This window comes from Vibrio sp. KUL78, assembly GCF_059725505.1.
Window position 1 is genome coordinate 1,312,248 of record NZ_AP045838.1, and the last position, 19,201, is coordinate 1,331,448.

The window sequence follows — 19,201 nt, forward strand, 5'->3', positions numbered from 1 at the left end:
TATCGAACTTGAAAGAATACGAAAGACTTTAAAGAGGTTGCGATGAATCAGCTGGAACGTAGAGAGACTATCCTTCAGTCACTTAATCAGCATGGACAAGTACTTGTTAAAGATATGGCAGTCACGCTTAATACGTCTGAAGTGACCTTGCGCGCTGATTTAAAAGTCCTAGAGCAAGAAGGCAAACTAAAACGCTTTTTTGGTGGGGCTCAATCCATCAAACATCTTCCGTTGTCGCAAGTCGACAATGAAGTACAGATCGACCGTCGCTATGAGATTAACGGCGAATCTAAACACAAGATCGCCGAAGCAGCGGCAGCAATGATCGCTCCTTCCGATACCATTATCCTCGACAGCGGCAGCACCACACATCTTGTCGCCGAGCAACTCGCCGTTCGTGGCGGCAATACAATCATTACCAATAATCTTGCTGCCTGTGTGTCACTCATGGAAGCAGAAAACACCACTCTGGTTGTTATTGGTGGTACTTACCGTAATAAAACGAAATCTCTACACGGCTTTCGTGCCGAACAATGCTTAGATGGTGTCCAAGCGGACATCTTGGTAGTGGGCGCAGATGGCCTTGATCCTGAGAAAGGCATTACGACATTTAACGAGGGCTATGCGATTACGGATGTCATGGCAAAGTGCGTTAAGAAAGTGATAGCCGTTGTAGATTCAACCAAGCTCGGTCGAATTGGATTTAACCAAGTACTAGATATTGCACGTATTGATGTTCTCGTAATTGATGAGGGCATTAGTTTAGAGGACAAGGCGAGATTTGAGCAATGTGGTGTCCAAGTGGTTGTCGTTTAAAGCTTCTATTTGATTTTCAACAGGCAGAAGCCCTACAGACTCCTATAGGGCTTGCCAACTCAATGTTCAAAAACCGCATTCACTAAATGACAACAACGTGTATGCCTTGAGAACGAAATTTTTCTACATCCTCACTGGAAACACCCGTATCGGTTATCAGCATATCAATCTGTTCAGGCAACAGTACTTGATTGAACCCTGAACGTGATAGCTTCGACGAATCCGCTAAGATCACCACAGTTTTGGCGCATTTGGCCATCATTTGCGTGACGTTATATCCCTCATTGAAAGTCGTAACACCTTTCTCAGGATCTAAGCCATCGGCACCAATAAACGCGATATCCGCGTACACTCCCTCAAAGAACTCTTCCGCTTTGTGTCCATGAATCGACTGCGAGACGTTTCGATATACACCACCACTGATGGCCAGCGTAATCGAGCCAATTCCCGCAAGAGTTGAAGCAGCGGCCAGATTATTGGTTATCACCGTGACATTGCCGGAATCAGCCAATGCTTGAGCAAGCAAGTGTGTGGTACTGCCACTATCGATAATAATGGTCGAGTTAGACACAACCAATTCAGCGGCTTTTGTAGCAATCTTGCGCTTGGCCTCATCGTTAATTTGGTAGCGCTGATTAACAGCAAGCTCACGGTCTAGCCCACTTTGAGAGGCGGTGGGCATTCTCATCAAAGCTGGCAATGAAGCTCCACCAAAGAAACGCTCTAGTTTACCCTCTTTTTCGAGACTGGTGAGGTCATTTCTGACCGTGACATGAGACGTTCTCAGCTCTTCAGCTAAGGCTTTTACCTCCACCGTCCCCTGTGCACAGAGTAAATCCAGTATCTTCTTTCTTCTTAAAGTGACATTCATAGGACCCATCCTTAACACTCAACAACAAACGAAGCGCCTAGGCGCTTCGTCGCTCGATAATCGGCTATTGGCAGGCCGCTGAATACTGACCAACAACCTCTTGGATTTTATCGATTATCAACGCATGAGCATTTGCTTCGATCTCGCCTGAGCTGACTTTAAGATATTGATTTGGCATATACTGGCTGAGCATAGTCAATGGAATGTCGACTTTGTTTAGGTTGTCGATAAGACGACTCTGAGCAGCTTGAATGCGTTCATCCGTCCAGTAATAACGAATGCGATCCGAGAAGCTGAAATGAAGATTATTAATGATATCTGAATGCTTCTCTCCGTAGTAAGACTTCCAATACTTCGGCGTATCAAGCAATACATCATCAACGACCTTCTTGAACTGGCTACTTTGCTCTGACTTCACCAAGCAGGTCTCGATTTCAGCAAGGGCAAATAGCGCTTCACGAAGGGCAAACGTGAGTGCGGGCCCCACTTTCAAGATCGAAAAGTGAGTTTGGACCAACTCTTTGAGGTGCTTGGCCGTTTGGTAATCCGTTGAGTGCGCCTCGTAAATCCATGGCGTGCCCTCGATGTAGCGTGAAATTTCATGCGCTTCAGACTTTTGATAGCGAATGACCTTACTGTGGTCAAACTCAACTCCCGGCTGCACAACCACACCAACAACCTTTTCGATAGCATGACCAATACCAAGCGCTTCAAAAGCTGTGACGTGGGTGTCTATGGTATTACGCACGTCGGCAAGTTCTGTGACATGAACCGAGTTGATCTCGGAGGCTTCTCCCCCAGGAACAGGAACCTCTGTTCCTATGATATAGGTAATCTTGTCTCTGCTCTCTGCTGGTACATACTCTTCGGCCACCGCGCAAAGCTCAGCAGCGCGCTTGGCAACAATCGAGGGGTCTAGAGGCACGCTATCGTCAGCACATGACATCGAGGCATCCAAGTGAATCTTGGTAAAACCCGCCTCAACATACTGCTTAATTAACTCGCGTGATTTCTCCATCGCTTGGTCTGAGGTTTCGTTTTGCCAACAATTTGGGCCTAAATGATCACCGCCTAGGATAATTCTCTCTATCGGAAAGCCTACATTATTTGCGATTTCGTAAACGTAACTTACGAAATCCTTTGGCTTCATACCCGTATAACCACCAAACTGGTTTACTTGATTCGATGTCGCCTCTATTACTACGGGCAACGAATTATCAAGTTCGTAACGAAAAGTCGCTTCAATCACCATAGGGTGAGCGGAACATACTGAATATACGCCTATATTATTGTTTGTTTTATGTAAACCAACGATCTTCTTCATAACTTACCTCATCGAAAACGAAAGCCATTAACACTTTCGAGTTTGCAACTGAATTAAACGAATACCCAGAAACATACCAACAAAACTTACGAATGTCTTCGTTAATTTATGTTTATTTTCGTAGATTAACGAAACGTGCGGCAGATCGCTTTTTTAATCGAAGGTTTTGATTATGATTATTCCGAAGCAAAACGAAAGGTTAAGAAAATGATAGAAACTCAGCTTCTGGTAAACACCGATGTTGACCTAAAGACAAATAAAGAAGTACTCGATCATCTCAGTGACTTCTTAACGGGCGAAGGATTTGTAAAGGAGAGCTATCACGCAGCGATTCACGAACGTGAATCCGTGTTTCCAACAGGTATCGACCTAGGGTTTGGAGCAGTGGCAATCCCACACTGTGACGCATCTCATGCGAACAAGCCTTGCGTCTATTTGATTAAACCATCTCAGGGCATTCCTTTTGAAAGAGCCGATGACGATGGTGAACTTATCGCAGAGCTGATCATCGCCCTTGTGGTCACAGATCCAGCGGAGCAGATGCAACTCTTGCGTGCCCTGTTTACCTCTTTGCAGGACGAAGAATTTTTTAACGAACTCAAAAACGCGCCAACGATTGAAGCAATCACGGCCACATTCAGTTCGAAAATACTAAACAAAAATAAGGAAGTAGCATGAAAAAAGTAATTGTAGCGTGTGGCGGTGCCGTAGCGACCTCAACGATGGCCGCGGAAGAAATCAAAGAGCTATGTGAAGAGAACAACGTGGATATCGAAATTGTTCAATGCCGCGTTAACGAGATCGACACCTACATCTGCGATGACGTGACATTCATTTGCACTACCGCAAAAGTGGATCGCACCTTTGGCGACATCCCTCTATTCCACGGCATGCCGTTTATCTCAGGTGTGGGTGCAGACGAACTAAAAGAAAAAATGCTGGCTGTTGTTCTTTAATAATCCCTGTTCGATGGCTCGGCTCCTGTATGGCCGGCCATTGAGAGACTAAAGGAATACCCTACTATGTTAAACGAAATAATCAGATATGTGCTCGATCTCGGGCCAACAGTAATGCTGCCAATTGTGATCATGATTTTCTCAATGGCATTCGGAATGAAACTGGGTGATGCATTTAAGTCCGGTCTTCATATTGGTATTGGTTTCGTCGGTATTGGTCTCGTCATCGGCTTAATGTTGGACTCTATTGGTCCAGCGGCACAAGAGATGACCGCTAACTTTGGCATTGAATTAAGCGTTGTTGATCTAGGCTGGCCAGGCACTGCACCGATTACCTGGGCAAGTGAGATGGCGTTAATTGCCATTCCAATTGCTATCGCAGTCAACATTCTAATGCTGGTTTCTAAGATGACTCGCGTAGTAAACGTGGATATCTGGAACATCTGGCACATGACTTTTACTGGTGCGATGGTTCACATGGCTACCGACAGCTACATGCTGGGTATTGTTGGTGTTATCGTCCACGCTGCATTCGCTTACAAACTGGGTGATTGGTTCGCAAGAGATACCAAAAACTACTTTGGTCTTGACGGCATTGCAGTTCCACACGGTACCTCAGCGTACTGTGGTCCTATTGCGGTAATGGTTGATGCAATCATTGAAAAAATCCCAGGGCTTCGCAATGTACACTTCTCGACCGACGGCATTCAGAAAAAGTTCGGCGCATTTGGTGAGCCGGTAGTGGTTGGCTTCATCATGGGTCTTGCGATTGGTTTACTTGCAGGTTACGACCTACAGAACGTGCTGCAACTAGCAGTGAAAACAGCCGCGGTTATGCTATTGATGCCACGCGTGATCAAGCCAATCATGGATGGCCTGAACCCAATTGCTAAACAAGCTCGTACTCGTCTACAAAGCAAATTTGGTGGTGATGACTACTTGATCGGTCTAGACCCTGCGCTGCTGCTTGGTCAAACCAACGTAGTATCAGCAAGTCTGATGTTTATTCCTCTGACGATTTTCATTGCTGTACTACTGCCAGGTAATGCGATTCTACCATTTGGCGACTTAGCAACAATCGGCTTCTTTGTGGCAATGGGTGTGGCGGTTCACAGTGGCAACCTGTTTAGAACCATCATCTCTGGCTCTATCATCATGGCAGGAACGCTTTGGATTGCGACGCAAACAATCCCATTCCTAACCAAGCTTGGTCAAACAACAGGCCACGTAACAGGCAGCAACCTAATCGGTTCTATGGACCAAGGCGGCGCACCGATCACTTATATCCTGATTGAACTGTTCCGACTTGAAAACCTAGGTGGTCTCATCATCATCGGTGGTGTCTACGCAGTCGCTGTTGCCATGACATGGTCTCGCGCAAAGCAATACGAGAAGCAAGTCCAACAAGAGAAAGACGCGCTAACAGAAGCTAACGCTTAATCCAATTCGCTGGCAGGGCAACCTGCCAGCCCTTCACTCTTTCAAATTTAATACATTAAGTAAGACCTACACATTTTTTGATGTGGGTGTCGTTGCGGGTAAAAACTATGAATATGAATCATCATGTCGAAGTCGTGGAGAACCAAGTACTCCAACTGACAGCCTACGACATGCCAGAACTAGGCGCAGACGAAGTGTTGGTCGAGGTGTACTACTCAGGTCTTTGTGGCTCAGATGTACCTCGAGTGTTCGATAAAGGCGCACACTTCTACCCTATCACGCTCGGCCATGAGTTCTCCGGCAAAGTCGTTGCTGTTGGCCAAGACGTTGAAAAATACACTCAAGGGGACAGTGTTTGCTGTGCACCACTCGTTCCTTGCCAAGAGTGCGATGTCTGCGAGCAAGGGTTGTACTCCCTTTGTAAACACTACTCTTTTGTCGGCTCACGCCGCCAAGGTGGTAACGCACATTACGTCGCAATTCCACAAAAATGCTGTTTTAAACTACCAAACACCGTTTCCTTGGTTGAAGGCGCATTTTTTGAACCAATTACGGTTGGCCTTCATCCCATCGTCATGGCTGGCGGATGCAAAGATAAGCATGTGGTCATTGTTGGCGCAGGTACGATTGGTCTACTGACTCTGCAAGTTGCAAAAGCGTTAGGTGCGGCCTCAGTAACCACCATTGACATCTGTGATGACAAGCTCGAGACAGCACGCCAATTAGGTTCTGACCGTACCGTAAACTCCCTTGATAGCGAGCAAATGGCGGAGTTCTCTGAGCTCTCTTCATCGACTCAAAACCAGATGATTATTGAGCTCGCTGGCGTACCGGAGACCTTTATGCTCAGCCTAAATATTGCTGGCCCTCGTGCGAGCATTTATCTGGTGGGCACAATCCATAAAGATTTCAATATTGCTTACAAAGACTACGAAAAAGTGCTTCGCAAGGAGCTATCGATTGTAGGCAGTTGGATGAACTATTCCTACCCATACCCGGGTGAAGAGTGGGATATCGCCTGCCAATTGTTCTCCGAGGGCAAGGTCAACACCAAAGTACTACTTGATGGCATCTACGAACCGGATATGTACATCACACGCGTTTCACAACTACCAACACAACCAATGTCAGGCAAAATTTTACTTAGCTGGGGTCAAGAAGATGAACAACATTATCAATAGCAATTACTGGTTACGACAAGCACGACGCGATGGCTATGCGATCCCAGCGTTTAACTTCCACAATCTAGAGACAGTGCAGGTAATTTTAGATACCGCCAAGTCGCTGGAATCACCGGTCATTCTTGCGGGCACACCTGGCACCTACGGCTACGGTGGCTCACGCGAACTTCTGCACATGGTGAATGCCGCAGCAAGAGAGCGCAACATGCAAGTCGTGGTACACCTTGACCACCACCATGATCTTAACGACATTCGCGAAAAGGTAAGACTCGGTATTCGCTCAGCCATGATTGATGGAAGTGCTCTGCCTCTGCAAGAAAACATCGCGCTTACACGTGAAGCCGTACAAATCTGTCATGCTTATGGCTGCTCTGTTGAGGCGGAAATTGGTCAACTTGTTGGTCAAGAAGACGACCTAATCGTTGAGTCTGTGAATGATCCATACACACACCCTGAAGATGCCAAGCTTCTTGTAGAACAAACCGATGTAGACTCGCTCGCGATTGCCATCGGTACCGCTCATGGCATGTATAAAGAAGAGCCGAAACTGGACTTTGAACGCCTAGAGAAGATTGCTTCGATGATTGATATCCCACTAGTTCTTCACGGAGCGTCAGGTGTTGCCAGTCGTGATGTGCAACGCTGCATCGATTTAGGTATCGCAAAAGTGAACGTGGCGACAGAGCTTAAGATCGCCTACTCGGATGCACTCAAGGTGGTTTTAAAAGAGCAGCCTGGTGTTAATGACCCTCGCGTTTATAACGAGCTACCAAAGTCTGCCATGGCGAAAGTTGTAGAAGATAAAATCATGATGTGCCGAAGCCAAGGTAGACTCTAGTTTCCACATATGAGCAAAGCAGCCCCCCAATAGCTGCTCCTGATATAAAGGCCACTTAGTGGCCTTTTATCTTGTAATCAGAGAACAATGACGCATAACCCCAGCCAACAATCAACCCCCACAAAGTCGCATTAATGCCCAAAATCGTCACACCCGATAGCGTTACCACCAGCACCAATAGGGCTGACTCCCGGTAATCTGGCGAATCAAATGCACTTTGCAGACACATCATCAGGGTTCCAAGCAGTGCGAAGCCGGCAAGCATATGGGTGATTTCCTTTGGAAACGCCAAGAACATAGAGACGACCAGGGAAGCTAATAGCCCAGCGATCAGATAGAACGCACCCGCCCAAATCACAGCTTTGTATCGCTTGCTCTTGTCACTGTCTACATCGTCATTCATACAAATTGCTGCTGATATCGCCGCTAAATTAACACTAAAGCCGCCAAAGGGTGCGGATAACATGTTTGCAAGACCCGTCCCCACCAGCACAGGCTTTACGGGCGTCTCATATTGATAGCTTTTCATCATCGCCACACCTGGAAGGTTTTGAGACAGCATAGTTACAATATAAAGCGGCAAAGAAATATTGAGCATTGCTGACCAATCAAACATGGGTGTCACCCAGCTCGCTTGGGCAATTGATAGCTCTGGGTTTGACAACGATTCACCATCAGCAGAAAACGCCAAAGCGCATCCCACAACAAGCAGCAGCAACATCGTGTACTTGGGCACAAAGCGCTTGCTGACGATAAAAGTCAGAAACATCCATACAAACGCATAAGGTGTCGTCATGGCGGGCTCAAATGCACGAACGCAGAAAGGCAATAAAATCGCACCTAACATCGCGGTCGCAAGGGGCGTTGGAATACGATGCAATGCTCGGGAAAGAGGAGAGACAAGGCCTGTAATAACAATCATTAGACCAGAAACAACAAAGGCACCTATCAAAGCAGGCATGTCGTATTCCGCAGCTGAGCTTACCAATATAGCAGCACCCGGCGTCGACCACGCGGTCAAAATTGGCATTTTGTAATACCATGAGAAACCTATCGACGTGACTCCCATCGTTACACCAAGCGCGAGCAACCAACTCTCTATTTGCGCGGGAGACGCCCCCGCTGCCGTCGCGGCTTGCAATATGATCACTACCGAACTGGTATAACCGACGAGCACCGCCGTAAAGCCCGCAGTTACGTGGTGCAACGTGGAAATATTTTGGCTCATTGTCATCCCTTTCTGTATAGTAACTCCATCTGTGCGCTATAACGCACAAAACAAAGATAGCACTGTGCGCTATAACGCACAATAGGAATAAAGCCAATGCAAGACTCCAAATTTAGGTCTGAGATCGCCCAGCATCTAAAATCAGAGCGAAAGAAAAAGAAGTTAAGCCTAGATGCGACATCCAAACTCACTGGCGTATCCAAAGCCATGCTTGGACAAATAGAGCGAGAAGAATCGAGCCCGACGATCGCTACTTTGTGGAAGATCGCCAGCGGACTTGAAACCTCATTCTCGGCGTTTTTTGCCAACGAACCCAGCTTGCAAACTCCCGAACGCCTGTTTCCTGACGATCCACGAATGAAGGTAAAACCGTTATTTCCTTTTCAAGAAGACACTGGTATCGAGGTCTTTGAGATCACGTTGTCAGGACATCATCAGCAAATGTCTAGTCCACACAGCGTGGGAGTGATTGAGCATGTGCATGTGATAAGTGGCCAAGTGCAGATATTCTTTGACCAAGAGTGGCACTTACTCAATGCCGGTGAAAGTTTGCGTTTTTACAGTGACCAGCCGCATGGCTATGAAGCGGTATCAGAAGACGCGGTATTCCACAATATCGTGAGTTACCCTAGATAATAAAGGCAGTCATAGTACTGCCTACTCATACTGAACAATACTGTCATCAATGCTACCTATAGAGTACAGCACCAACTCCTCCGGATTTTCCCCGGCGCCTAACGCGTGTACATCCTCACCGTCGGCAATGAGCTGTTTGATGATGGCTAACCCTCTCTCCTGCGGCACTTGAATGATGATAGGCATCTCAGAGGCAGACACACCATACTTAGTGGTAATAAGAAGCTCTTTTACCCGCTCTTTCTCGCTTTTTTCCATAAAATTCAATCCTGTTGAATACGCTGTCTAAAAAACTTCACTACGATTTATTTTAGCTCGTCAGCCAAGCTTCACCCATTCTTCTACTCATTTCTAATTTCGTTCGAATTGCCCTCGAATTCTGATATGAATTACCTTGCTTCCAAAATGCTCTAGGTGCCTCAGCAAAAGGCTAATCGAAAATTATTTTGGGAACATGGTTATGAAGAAAACAATACTCGTCTCTATATTGGCAGCGAGCTCTCTAAACGCAAATGCAGTGACATTCAAAGGACCTGATCTTGACTATATCGCCGCCGCCGAAACATACGGCATCACAGGCGAAACTTGGGAAACACCTGAGTTTATCGCCTCAGCAATGCCACACGTCTACAAGTTCACCCACAGTTACACCTTACACAAAGGCGACTATGTCCTAAAGCTTCCTAAGGGCAAGCCTCTCGATCTAGCCGACGTTATGGTGCCTGATTACGATGGCGAAATGTCAGCCAAAGACTTCATGCTTAACCGCATGCAAAACCACAACGCCGTTATTCTAAAGGATGGCAAGCTTGTTCATGAGCACTTTGGCAATGGCATGACGGAGTTCTCTCCTCATTTGGATATGTCTGTGTCTAAATCGTTCACGGCGATGGCTGCTGCCATTGCGGTTGGAAGAGGTCAATTGAATTGGGATGATTTCGCGGTGAAGTATGTTCCAGAGCTTCAGGGTTCTGCTTTTGAAAACGCAACCGTTCAAGAAGTGTCAGACATGCGTACAGCCGTCGTGCTTGCGCCGGGTACGAAAGAGAAGTACTGGGATGTTCGCCTATCTAACGCACAGGGTTATTACGGTGAAGAGGCTGCTAAGTCTTACCCAAATGGTACCTTGGACTTCTTCCCGCTGATTAAAGAGCGTCAAGCCTATGCCATGGGTGAGAAGTACGACTATCAAGATGTGAACTCAGAGCTCCTTGGCCTCATTGTTGATCGCGCGACGGGTCAATCCTTTACCAACATCCTCGAGCAAGACCTGCTACAAAAAGTGGGGGTCGCGGCCGATGCCCACTTTATGTCGGATAAAAAGGGGCTAGCGATGGGCTCTACGGGCATGAACATGGCAACCAAGGATCTTGCACGCGTTGGTCTACTTTTCCTCAATGACGGAAAAAATGACAAAGGCGAGCAAGTATTGCCTGCAGTGTTTGTAAGAAACATATGGAAAGGCAACAAAGAGGTACGCAGCGCATGGCAAAAAGGGAAAGAATCGGTGCTCGCTTCAGGCTACTACAAAGACCAATTCCGCGTACTGGAGATTGGTAAACACCGAATCCTAGCCATGGTTGGTGTTAATGGGCAAATGTGTGTGATGCACAAAGAAACCAACTCGGTGATTGCGCTCAACGGTGCCTACCCAATGGCAGAAACGCCTCGCTTTGCGGCAATGCAATTCCATCAGTTAGTTCCAAGCATTCTCGATGCACTGGAGCCGTCACAATGAAAACACGTTGGACGCCAATACTGATTGTTTCGCTATTCAACGTTAGTTTTGCACAAGCAGAAACGACACAACCTGACCCAAGCGATTTAACGCAAGTAAACTCGTTTGTCTTTGGTACGGTGGATAATCAGGGCACGGTAAAAGGGATGGTGGGTCTTGCAGGGCAATACTCAGAAGGCAACACCTTCATGGGACTGGTCGAGCACAACCTTGCGACCAAAACCAACGGCACTGGCAGTAAAGACAACAATACCCGCCTTCGCTACTTTCAGGTGCTGGACGTTGATAGCGCGGCAATCAAGCAAGCCGGCTTTTCGGTAGACTACATTCGCGGCTGGGAGAACACCAATGGTATCGGTTCAGACTTGGTCGCCATCGGCACCATCGCCAAAGTAGCCACACCTTGGGAAGTGCTCTCGATCTACCCCAATGTTGCCTATGTTATGGGAACTGCGAGACAGGATGGAAGCATGGACGCTAGCCTAAGCGGCTACCAACTGAATCTATTCGGTTCACTCTCTATTGGTGACTGGGGTCAATATGCCGTGTTCCAACCTCAGTACATGCATGTGAATGGCGATGCTGAATCCAACAGCAGTAGTCTCAAAGCATTTGGTGATGTCTTGCAGGTGAAAACAGGCTACGGCCAGCCGATTTCCAAAGATGGCTTGTGGTGGGTTGAAGCTTCACACACCTATACCAAGTCGGATGTTGAGATGAAATCGAACTCACAAGGCACCGCCTTACCGACCGATAATGATCATAAGTTTGAAGTGGGTGTGGCGTATTACTTCTAAACCAGTCAATTCGAAGTAATTTTAGGTTTGAAAACCAAAAAAAGCCCCGAAAATCGGGGCTTTAGTAACACGCTAGAAGTTAAAACTAACTTAATCTAACTCAACCAAGTTCTTCTCAAACGTCGCATGCCGTGCCTGAACCGCTTTATCAGGACCGCCCGTCATAGAGCTCACTACCATGATTGAAATCCAAGATAGAATGAATCCAGGGACGATTTCGTAGATATCGAAGATACCGCCAGAAAGCTGTTTCCATACCACAATAGTCACACCACCGACGATGATACCTGCGATAGCACCGTTACGGTTCATGCCTGCCCAGTAAAGGCTAAGTAGGATTGCTGGACCAAATGCCGCACCAAAGCCCGCCCAAGCGTAAGAAACAAGACCCAATACTGAGCTGTCTGGCGTCATAGCAAGTACAAGCGCAATCACAGATAGCAGAACAACGCCAACACGACCGACCATAACAACCTGCTCAGACGTCGCATCCTTATTGATGATTTGCTTGTAGAAATCTTCTGCTAATGCTGAAGACGATACCAACAGCTGTGAATCCGCAGTACTCATGATTGCCGCTAGAATCGCTGCAAGTAGGATACCTGCAATCACTGGGTGGAATAGTGCGTTAACAAGCAGCATGAAGATCTTCTCACCATCAGCCAGAACGTCACCGCCAGTATTAGTGATGTACACTAGACCAACCACACCCACTAGCATTGCACCAATCATAGAAAGACCAGACCACACAACCGCGATACGACGCGCTGTTGCTAGATCTTTATTGGTACGTGATGCTTTGAAACGCGCCAAGATGTGTGGCTGACCAAAGTAACCAAGGCCCCACGCAACCAATGAAATGATGGCAATCGCAGACAGTGGCTGGCCTTTCGCGTCATTCCAAAGCGTCAATAGTTCAGGGTTAATCGCTTCTAGGTCTGCCGTTAGCTGGCCAAGACCACCTTGCATACCGATTACCGGTACAATCATTAGCGCTGCTGCCATGAGTAGACCTTGAACTAAGTCAGTCCAAGATACCGCCAGGAAGCCACCAAATAGTGTGTAAGACACTACACAAACAGTGCCGATAATCACGGCGATTGTGTAGTCTAAGCCGAATACCGTTTCAAACAGTTTACCGCCTGCCACTAGACCAGAACTGGTGTAGAAAAGGAAGAAAAGCAAAATGAAGAACGCAGATACAACCTGAATCACCTTAGAGCTGTCGTTAAAACGACGAGATAAGTATTCAGGAAGAGTCAGAGCGTCAGTCGTAATACTGTAAGTACGTAGTCGTTTCGCGCAGATCAGCCAGTTCAGCCAAGTACCCACTAATAGGCCACCTGCCAACCAAAATGCCTCAATACCGGCTGCATAGGCGTAGCCCGGCAAGCCAAGTAGTAGCCATCCACTCATGTCTGATGCACCAGCAGATAGCGCTGCAGGCCAAGGGCCTAAAGAGCGTCCACCAAGAAAGTAGTCGCTTGAGCTCGCTGTGCGCTTATAAGCGATCACACCGATAGCAAGCATCATCGCCAAGTAAGCGATAAAAGTTGTCGTAATAGCGAAGCTATTTTGAATCATTATTATTTCCTCATCCTAGAATTCAGCCTCCAACATGCTTAGTGCTGGAGGCTGGTAGGGCGGCGTGGAGCGGGTCCGAAGACCTTAGCCACTAGCTACCAAGTTCAAGCAAGGTAGCGTTGCCCCCCACTGCAGTGATGTTGATGGTTCTTGTTCTTTCCGTTATGAACCTCAACACTAGATTCGGATCGTGCGACGTTGGAAGTGACGCCAGATCCGTTTCAGACACCAAAAGGCCTATCGCTCCATCGCGATTAGCCAGTTGTTGGTTAACCTGCCATTGTGTTTCTTCAGAGCCTACAAGGCCGACTACACGCACATCGAAATCGATGAAGGTAGTGGCTTCTTCTAAAGCGACAATCTGGACTAGGTTAGAAGGCAGTAGAGAGCGCTCGACTGCCAAAATTAAAATTTGATTAAACTTCTCGTTACCAGAGCAAACAATGACGCCATTACCAGCAATGAGCGCAGCTGTTATCTGTGCCACCGCAGCGATCTTGGCTTGCGCCTCTTCACTCTCAAGCACCACTAAAGCCACGCCACGACCTGCGGCGTAAAGCTCATTGGTTTCGCCTGTTGGTCCCGGCATCACATGCGGGTTAGCCAGCAGGATATTCGCTTGTTGAACGTGAAACGCCATCACGCTTGCTAGCGTCGCGTTCAGTTCTGCCATATTGCGCTGAACAGAGAGTAAGCACTCACGTTGCTCGGCAAAATCGGTCACATTCCAGCTCTCCCATGCATTCAAAACATCAGAGAAAATTGTTGCGTTATTAACCATGACTCTTTCTCCTTACTTTGAAATGGAAGCAGTGCTGTTGACGACATCGGTAAAGCGATACAGATAGTGAGGACCACCAGCTTTTGGCCCCGTACCCGACAGACCTTGTCCACCAAACGGTTGAACACCGACTACCGCACCAACCTGATCTCGGTTGATGTAGCAGTTGCCGACACGAGCGTGTTTCTCAATCCATTCGTAAGTCGACTCATTGCGGCTATGTACGCCGAGCGTTAGACCAAAGCCTGTCGCATTGATGCTGTCGACCACTTTCGGCAATTCAGACGCTTTAAAGCGCACGATGTGTAGGATTGGACCAAAGTGCTCTTCAGTCAGTACCGAGATATCCGAGATTTCAAACGCACAAGGTGGAACAAAGTCGCCCTCTGCACATTCCTCATCAAGAGATAGCTGAGCCACTTTCTTGCCTTGCTTCGTCATAGCTTCGATATGAGCCAGAAGCTTTTGCTTCGCATTGGCATCAATCACAGGGCCAACATCGGTTGAATGTAGGTATGGCAAACCAACTTTCAGTTCATCCATTGCGCCTTGAATCAGGTTGATCACGCGCTCTGCGATATCTTCTTGGATATACAGCACACGTAGAGCACTACAACGCTGACCCGCCGACGCAAACGCTGAGCGAACCACGTCACGCACCACTTGTTCAGGGAGCGCGGTAGAATCCACAATCATCGCGTTTTGACCGCCGGTTTCAGCGATAAATGGCACTGGCGCCACTTGGCGTGCTGCCAAGGTGCTATTGATGCGCTGCGCTGTTGGTGTCGACCCGGTAAAGGCAACACCAGCAATCGCATTGTGAGAGGTTAGAGCATGACCCACATCCGCGCCGCGACCTGTAATAAGCTGGATTGCGCTTGCTGGGAAGCCCGCTTCAAGCATCAGCTCAACCGCACGCACGGCAATGAGCGAAGTTTGTTCTGCCGGTTTAGCGACTACGGTATTACCTGCCACCAAAGCGGCTGTGACTTGACCAAGGAAAATAGCCAATGGGAAGTTCCATGGGCTGATACAGACAAACACACCGCGACCACCGCGAGTCATCGACTTAGATTGACCATCAAAGCCAAGTACCGATTGTGTCTTGAAGATATGTGGCTGCTTAGCGTAGTAGCGACAGAAGTCGACCGCCTCGCGCACTTCGTCGATGCTATCGTGAATGGTCTTGCCCGCCTCTTGATGACAAATTGCTACCAGTTCGTGCAAATTCTCTTCTAGCTTGTCTGCTAGGTTAAGTAAGCACTGACTACGCTCGGCATAAGGAAGCGTTGACCAAGACTCGAATCCTTCCTCAGCCACCTTGATAGCTTCGGAAACATGATCAAGGTTAGCCATAGCAACCTGTCCAACAACGATTCGACGATCATACGGTGCAGTGATCGTCTCTACCGCAGCGCCTGCCTTGATCATGCTTTCGTATTGGGACTGTCCATTAATGATTGGCGCACCTTGCCACTGCTTGCTGCGGAATACGTCCACTTTGTGTTCGTACTCTTTCACTTCGCTCTCGATATCCACGTTGACGCCAATCGAGTTTTTGCGATCGCTAAAGATTGCCGGTGGCAGTTCAATGTTGGCGTTATGCAAGGTGTCGTTCGCATTGAGTGCATCGACAGGGTGAACCGTCAGGCTCTCAACAGGGCAACGAGCATCAACCAGACGGTGTACAAAGCTGCTGTTCGCACCATTTTCTAGCAGTCGGCGTACCAGATATGGCAGTAGATCTTTGTGGCTACCCACTGGTGCATAGATTCGAACCGGTTGCTTATAAGTGTCCATCACATGGTCATAAAGGGAGTCGCCCATGCCATGTAAACGCTGGAATTCGTAATCGGTGTGCTGCGCCATGGTCGCAATCGCAGTCACAGTGTGCGCATTGTGGCTCGCAAACTGTGGGAAGATGTTTCCGCGCACATTGTCACTCAGTAGGAAGCGAGCACAGGCTAGGTATGCCACATCCGTCGCTTCTTTACGGGTATAAACAGGGTAGTTGTCGTAACCCGCTTGCTGAGACCACTTGATCTCGCTGTCCCAATACGCTCCTTTCACAAGACGAAGCGGGATCAAATCGCCCTGCTGTTTCGCTAGTGCATTGACCCAAACCAGCACAGGCAGTGCACGTTTAGAGTACGCCTGAATAACCAGACCAAACTTACCCCAGCCTTTAGCGACATCGCTGCGGTAAACCTTTTCGAATAATTTTAGAGAAAGCTCAAGACGATCCGCTTCTTCCGCATCAATGGTAATGGCAACATCGAGCTCACGAGCGCGAGTCAGTAGCTGAGTCAGGGTATCGCATAGCTCGGTCAGCACGCGCTCTTCGTTCGCGACTTCGTAACGAGGGTGCAGTGCAGAAAGCTTAATGGAAACCGACGGTGCAGGACTGGTATCTAAACCATATTTGTCACTGCCAACCGCTTCAATTGCCATTAGGTAGTCTTTGAAGTACTTGTCGCCATCCGCTTTGGTTAGCGCCGCCTCACCCAACATATCAAACGAATAGGTAAAGCCGCGGTCGCGCATCTTCTTACCATTCTTCTGCGCTTCGCCAATACTGCGGCCTAGTACAAACTGATGCCCCATGACCTTCATCGCCTGATACATGGCTTTACGAATCACAGGTTCAGAGAACTTGTTCACCAAGCGGTTAACCGCTTTCGCTGGGCTTTGAGATTGTGAATCTGACAAACCAACCACTTTACCCGTCAGCATCAAGCCCCAGGTAGATGCATTCACAAACACAGAATCAGAATTCTTAAGGTGTGACTTCCAATCAGCCACGCTAAGCTTGTCGCGGATAAGCGCATCTGCTGTTGCAGAATCAGGAATACGCATCAAGGCTTCCGCGAGACACATCAGCAAAATGCCTTCTTGAGTATCTAAGCTGTACTCAAGCAACAAGGCATCGATCATCTGAATCGCATTTTTGTCAGCACGAATGGCTTCAATGAGCTGGGTGGTTTTCTGTGGGATCTGCTGGGCTTCGTCACCTTGCGGTGTTGCCAGAGGTAAAAGCTGTTTCAACCATTGAGACTCATCCACCATATAGAGTGGAGAGATCAGTGACCAGAGCTGTTCAAGCGGCTGCTCAACAAACTCCGTTTTTAGCACATCTGTTGCTGTAAACATGTGTGTTCCTCAATCTCTACTCAGCCGAAAACATCGACTGGACTACTACAATGGCAGGCAGTGTATTTTGAGCGCTTGAGAATTACTTGTCAAAAACTCCGAGCTTTTTGCTGATTTCTACGCTTATTAACAAAATTAATACAAGGTCACATCGCCACAGACAAGATGAGAGATTACAAAATGCAACCAAATTAACATATTGTTTCAGGCTAACATGAAATTGACACAAAAAAAGGGCCAATTAATGACCCTCGCTGCTAATCACTTCCTTTTTTAGAATAGAGAACTAGGACAAATCCTCTCCATTTGAAGCGATGACTTTCTTATACCAAAAAAACGATTTTTTACGTGAGCGCTCTAACGTACCATCCCCCTTATCATCGCGATCCACATAAATAAAGCCATAACGCTTACTCATCTCGCCCGTTGACGCAGCAACTAGGTCGATACAGCCCCAAGGCGTATAGCCCATCAATGGCACACCATCTTCAATGGCATCGCCCATGGCTTCAATGTGCGCGCGCAGGTAGTCAATGCGATAGTCGTCATTGATTTCACCATTTGCTTCAACGGTATCTTTGGCACCCAACCCATTCTCGACGAGAAACAAAGGTTTTTGATAGCGATCGTATAGCGTGTTCATCGCAATTCGCAGTCCCATCGGGTCGATAACCCAGCCCCAATCACTCGCTTCTAGATGCGGGTTACGAATGGACTTCACGACATTGGCCTCACTAGTGTTGCCCTTGTTCATGTCTGCGGATGCACAACGCGAGGCGTAATAGCTAAATGAAATGAAATCCACGGTGTTTTTGAGTATCTCGAGATCTTCGTCATGAATCTCTAGTTCAACACCTTTATCTCGGAACGTACGCTGGGCGTATGATGGGTAATAGCCTCGTGCTTGAACATCAATAAAGAACAGGTTTTCTCGGTCCTTGTCGAGCGCCATTTTGACGTCTTCAGGCTTACATGAGTATGGGTAGAAGTTACCACCTGCCAACATACACCCTACTTGGTTTTCTGGGTTAATCTCGTGGGCGATTTTCGTCACCAAAGCACTCGCGACTAGCTCATGGTGGGCCGCTTGGTATTTCACTTGCTCCTTGTTTTCTCCTTCTTTGAACAAAAGACCTGCGCCTGAGAATGGGCTGTGGAGCAAGATATTGATTTCGTTGAAGGTTAGCCAATACTTCACTAGACCATCAAATGCTTCGAAACAAGTACGTGCATATCGTTCAAAGAAGCCTATCATCTCACGGCTGCGCCACGAGCCATAGGTATCCACTAAGTGCATCGGTACGTCGAAATGGCAAAGTGTTACTAAAGGCTCAATACCGTATTTTTTGCACTCTCTAAAGAGGTCTTGATAGTACGCTATCCCCGCCTGATTTGGTTCCAGCTCGTCGCCTTTTTGGAAACAAGCGTGCCCAAGCAATCGAGGTGCGAAAGACCTTGAATCCCATTTCCGCTAATAGAGCAATGTCATCTTTGTAGCGGTGATAAAAATCGATAGCATCATGGCTTGGGTAATACTCTGCTTCGTCCAGTGAAACCTGTTCGCGAAGCCCAAGTTTTACTGGCATTCGATTATCACCGTAGGGGATCATATCTACAGTTGTTAGACCCTTACCACCTTCACGATAACCACCCTCAGCTTGGTTCGCTGCTATGGCTCCACCCCACAGGAAATTCTTTGGAAATACCGACATCTTTACCCCTTAAATTCGACTTCAAAGTACGATTTGCTAGCGTTTAGAACACTCTATGCCAGCCGTTAGCTTGCTGTAATCCAGTTTTTTATGTTGATGTGCTCTCGTTCACAACAATAAAAGTTACCGGTATCATGTTACCAGTAACA

General features: G+C 47.6%; 16 protein-coding genes and 1 pseudogene. 9 read left to right on the top strand and 8 right to left on the bottom strand.

All coding sequences use genetic code 11. From position 1 onward, the window contains the following. Positions 1 to 42: 42 nt before the first annotated feature. Positions 43 to 816 carry a DeoR/GlpR family DNA-binding transcription regulator gene (locus AC6I8Y_RS22445; RefSeq protein WP_498021779.1) on the top strand — a complete coding sequence of 258 codons (774 nt, stop codon included), beginning with the start codon at positions 43 to 45 and terminating at the stop codon, positions 814 to 816. A gap of 82 nt (positions 817 to 898) precedes the next feature. Here the strand turns inward: AC6I8Y_RS22445 and AC6I8Y_RS22450 are convergent, their stop codons facing one another. Both AC6I8Y_RS22450 and gatZ read right to left on the bottom strand, forming a co-directional pair. Then, on the bottom strand, positions 899 to 1,687 hold the full coding sequence (locus AC6I8Y_RS22450; protein ID WP_498021780.1) for a DeoR/GlpR family DNA-binding transcription regulator: 789 nt from the start codon (positions 1,685 to 1,687) through the stop codon (positions 899 to 901). A 64-nt stretch (positions 1,688 to 1,751) separates the two neighbouring features. Further along, complete coding sequence (gatZ, locus tag AC6I8Y_RS22455; RefSeq protein ID WP_498021781.1) at positions 1,752 to 3,011, bottom strand: tagatose-bisphosphate aldolase subunit GatZ; 1,260 nt, start codon at positions 3,009 to 3,011, stop codon at positions 1,752 to 1,754. A 207-nt stretch (positions 3,012 to 3,218) separates the two neighbouring features. On the opposite strand from gatZ, the gene gatA reads away from it, so the two are divergent. From gatA to gatY, 5 genes are all read left to right on the top strand, one after another. Then, entirely contained in the window at positions 3,219 to 3,689 is a 471-nt protein-coding gene (gene gatA / locus AC6I8Y_RS22460; protein WP_042475272.1) for a PTS galactitol transporter subunit IIA, read from the top strand. Next, positions 3,686 to 3,967, top strand: a complete 282-nt coding sequence (gene gatB / locus AC6I8Y_RS22465; protein ID WP_042475107.1) for a PTS galactitol transporter subunit IIB — start codon at positions 3,686 to 3,688, stop codon at positions 3,965 to 3,967. Before gatA ends, gatB begins: the two co-directional genes overlap by 4 nt. A gap of 66 nt (positions 3,968 to 4,033) precedes the next feature. After that, entirely contained in the window at positions 4,034 to 5,407 is a 1,374-nt protein-coding gene (locus tag AC6I8Y_RS22470) for a PTS galactitol transporter subunit IIC (protein ID WP_498021782.1), read from the top strand. 113 nt (positions 5,408 to 5,520) lie between these two features. Further along, positions 5,521 to 6,588 (top strand): alcohol dehydrogenase catalytic domain-containing protein, encoded by a 1,068-nt coding sequence (locus AC6I8Y_RS22475; protein WP_498023088.1) that lies wholly within the window; start codon positions 5,521 to 5,523, stop codon positions 6,586 to 6,588. Then, on the top strand, positions 6,569 to 7,426 hold the full coding sequence (gene gatY / locus AC6I8Y_RS22480; RefSeq protein WP_234497677.1) for a tagatose-bisphosphate aldolase subunit GatY: 858 nt from the start codon (positions 6,569 to 6,571) through the stop codon (positions 7,424 to 7,426). The genes AC6I8Y_RS22475 and gatY overlap by 20 nt, the downstream gene beginning before the upstream one ends. Positions 7,427 to 7,481: 55 nt before the next feature. Here gatY and AC6I8Y_RS22485 read toward each other — a convergent pair whose 3' ends face one another. Next, complete coding sequence (locus AC6I8Y_RS22485; protein WP_498021783.1) at positions 7,482 to 8,654, bottom strand: benzoate/H(+) symporter BenE family transporter; 1,173 nt, start codon at positions 8,652 to 8,654, stop codon at positions 7,482 to 7,484. Positions 8,655 to 8,750: 96 nt separating this feature from the next. Here AC6I8Y_RS22485 and AC6I8Y_RS22490 point away from each other — a divergent pair, with 96 nt between their 5' ends. Continuing rightward, positions 8,751 to 9,290, top strand: a complete 540-nt coding sequence (locus AC6I8Y_RS22490) for a helix-turn-helix domain-containing protein (RefSeq protein ID WP_128649514.1) — start codon at positions 8,751 to 8,753, stop codon at positions 9,288 to 9,290. Between the two features lie 21 nt (positions 9,291 to 9,311). Here the strand turns inward: AC6I8Y_RS22490 and AC6I8Y_RS22495 are convergent, their stop codons facing one another. Beyond that, positions 9,312 to 9,548, bottom strand: a complete 237-nt coding sequence (locus tag AC6I8Y_RS22495; protein WP_498021784.1) for a hypothetical protein — start codon at positions 9,546 to 9,548, stop codon at positions 9,312 to 9,314. Positions 9,549 to 9,750: 202 nt separating this feature from the next. Here AC6I8Y_RS22495 and AC6I8Y_RS22500 point away from each other — a divergent pair, with 202 nt between their 5' ends. Next, positions 9,751 to 11,028 carry a serine hydrolase domain-containing protein gene (locus AC6I8Y_RS22500; protein ID WP_498021785.1) on the top strand — a complete coding sequence of 426 codons (1,278 nt, stop codon included), beginning with the start codon at positions 9,751 to 9,753 and terminating at the stop codon, positions 11,026 to 11,028. After that, positions 11,025 to 11,825, top strand: a complete 801-nt coding sequence (locus tag AC6I8Y_RS22505; RefSeq protein WP_498021786.1) for a hypothetical protein — start codon at positions 11,025 to 11,027, stop codon at positions 11,823 to 11,825. Before AC6I8Y_RS22500 ends, AC6I8Y_RS22505 begins: the two co-directional genes overlap by 4 nt. A 90-nt stretch (positions 11,826 to 11,915) precedes the next feature. Here AC6I8Y_RS22505 and putP read toward each other — a convergent pair whose 3' ends face one another. The 4 genes and pseudogenes from putP to AC6I8Y_RS22525 all read right to left on the bottom strand — a co-directional run bounded on the left by putP (position 11,916) and on the right by AC6I8Y_RS22525 (position 19,052). Continuing rightward, on the bottom strand, positions 11,916 to 13,409 hold the full coding sequence (putP, locus tag AC6I8Y_RS22510) for a sodium/proline symporter PutP (protein WP_498021787.1): 1,494 nt from the start codon (positions 13,407 to 13,409) through the stop codon (positions 11,916 to 11,918). A gap of 91 nt (positions 13,410 to 13,500) precedes the next feature. After that, positions 13,501 to 14,190: a 1-pyrroline-5-carboxylate dehydrogenase gene (locus tag AC6I8Y_RS22515; RefSeq protein WP_498021788.1), complete on the bottom strand. Its 690-nt coding sequence runs from the start codon at positions 14,188 to 14,190 to the stop codon at positions 13,501 to 13,503. Between the two features lie 12 nt (positions 14,191 to 14,202). Continuing rightward, on the bottom strand, positions 14,203 to 17,340 hold the full coding sequence (putA, locus tag AC6I8Y_RS22520) for a bifunctional proline dehydrogenase/L-glutamate gamma-semialdehyde dehydrogenase PutA (RefSeq protein WP_498021789.1): 3,138 nt from the start codon (positions 17,338 to 17,340) through the stop codon (positions 14,203 to 14,205). Positions 17,341 to 17,626: 286 nt separating this feature from the next. Next, positions 17,627 to 19,052 (bottom strand): annotated as a pseudogene (locus AC6I8Y_RS22525) (6-phospho-beta-glucosidase). Positions 19,053 to 19,201: the final 149 nt, after the last annotated feature.

What these genes read in the sequence shown, in the direction of transcription:
- AC6I8Y_RS22445 (WP_498021779.1), top strand. Translation starts at nt 43, where the DNA reads ATGAATCAGCTGGAACGTAGAGAGACTATCCTTCAGTCACTTAATCAG.
- AC6I8Y_RS22450 (WP_498021780.1), bottom strand. Translation starts at nt 1,687, where the DNA reads ATGAATGTCACTTTAAGAAGAAAGAAGATACTGGATTTACTCTGTGCA.
- gatZ (WP_498021781.1), bottom strand. Translation starts at nt 3,011, where the DNA reads ATGAAGAAGATCGTTGGTTTACATAAAACAAACAATAATATAGGCGTA.
- gatA (WP_042475272.1), top strand. Translation starts at nt 3,219, where the DNA reads ATGATAGAAACTCAGCTTCTGGTAAACACCGATGTTGACCTAAAGACA.
- gatB (WP_042475107.1), top strand. Translation starts at nt 3,686, where the DNA reads ATGAAAAAAGTAATTGTAGCGTGTGGCGGTGCCGTAGCGACCTCAACG.
- AC6I8Y_RS22470 (WP_498021782.1), top strand. Translation starts at nt 4,034, where the DNA reads ATGTTAAACGAAATAATCAGATATGTGCTCGATCTCGGGCCAACAGTA.
- AC6I8Y_RS22475 (WP_498023088.1), top strand. Translation starts at nt 5,521, where the DNA reads ATGAATCATCATGTCGAAGTCGTGGAGAACCAAGTACTCCAACTGACA.
- gatY (WP_234497677.1), top strand. Translation starts at nt 6,569, where the DNA reads ATGAACAACATTATCAATAGCAATTACTGGTTACGACAAGCACGACGC.
- AC6I8Y_RS22485 (WP_498021783.1), bottom strand. Translation starts at nt 8,654, where the DNA reads ATGAGCCAAAATATTTCCACGTTGCACCACGTAACTGCGGGCTTTACG.
- AC6I8Y_RS22490 (WP_128649514.1), top strand. Translation starts at nt 8,751, where the DNA reads ATGCAAGACTCCAAATTTAGGTCTGAGATCGCCCAGCATCTAAAATCA.
- AC6I8Y_RS22495 (WP_498021784.1), bottom strand. Translation starts at nt 9,548, where the DNA reads ATGGAAAAAAGCGAGAAAGAGCGGGTAAAAGAGCTTCTTATTACCACT.
- AC6I8Y_RS22500 (WP_498021785.1), top strand. Translation starts at nt 9,751, where the DNA reads ATGAAGAAAACAATACTCGTCTCTATATTGGCAGCGAGCTCTCTAAAC.
- AC6I8Y_RS22505 (WP_498021786.1), top strand. Translation starts at nt 11,025, where the DNA reads ATGAAAACACGTTGGACGCCAATACTGATTGTTTCGCTATTCAACGTT.
- putP (WP_498021787.1), bottom strand. Translation starts at nt 13,409, where the DNA reads ATGATTCAAAATAGCTTCGCTATTACGACAACTTTTATCGCTTACTTG.
- AC6I8Y_RS22515 (WP_498021788.1), bottom strand. Translation starts at nt 14,190, where the DNA reads ATGGTTAATAACGCAACAATTTTCTCTGATGTTTTGAATGCATGGGAG.
- putA (WP_498021789.1), bottom strand. Translation starts at nt 17,340, where the DNA reads ATGTTTACAGCAACAGATGTGCTAAAAACGGAGTTTGTTGAGCAGCCG.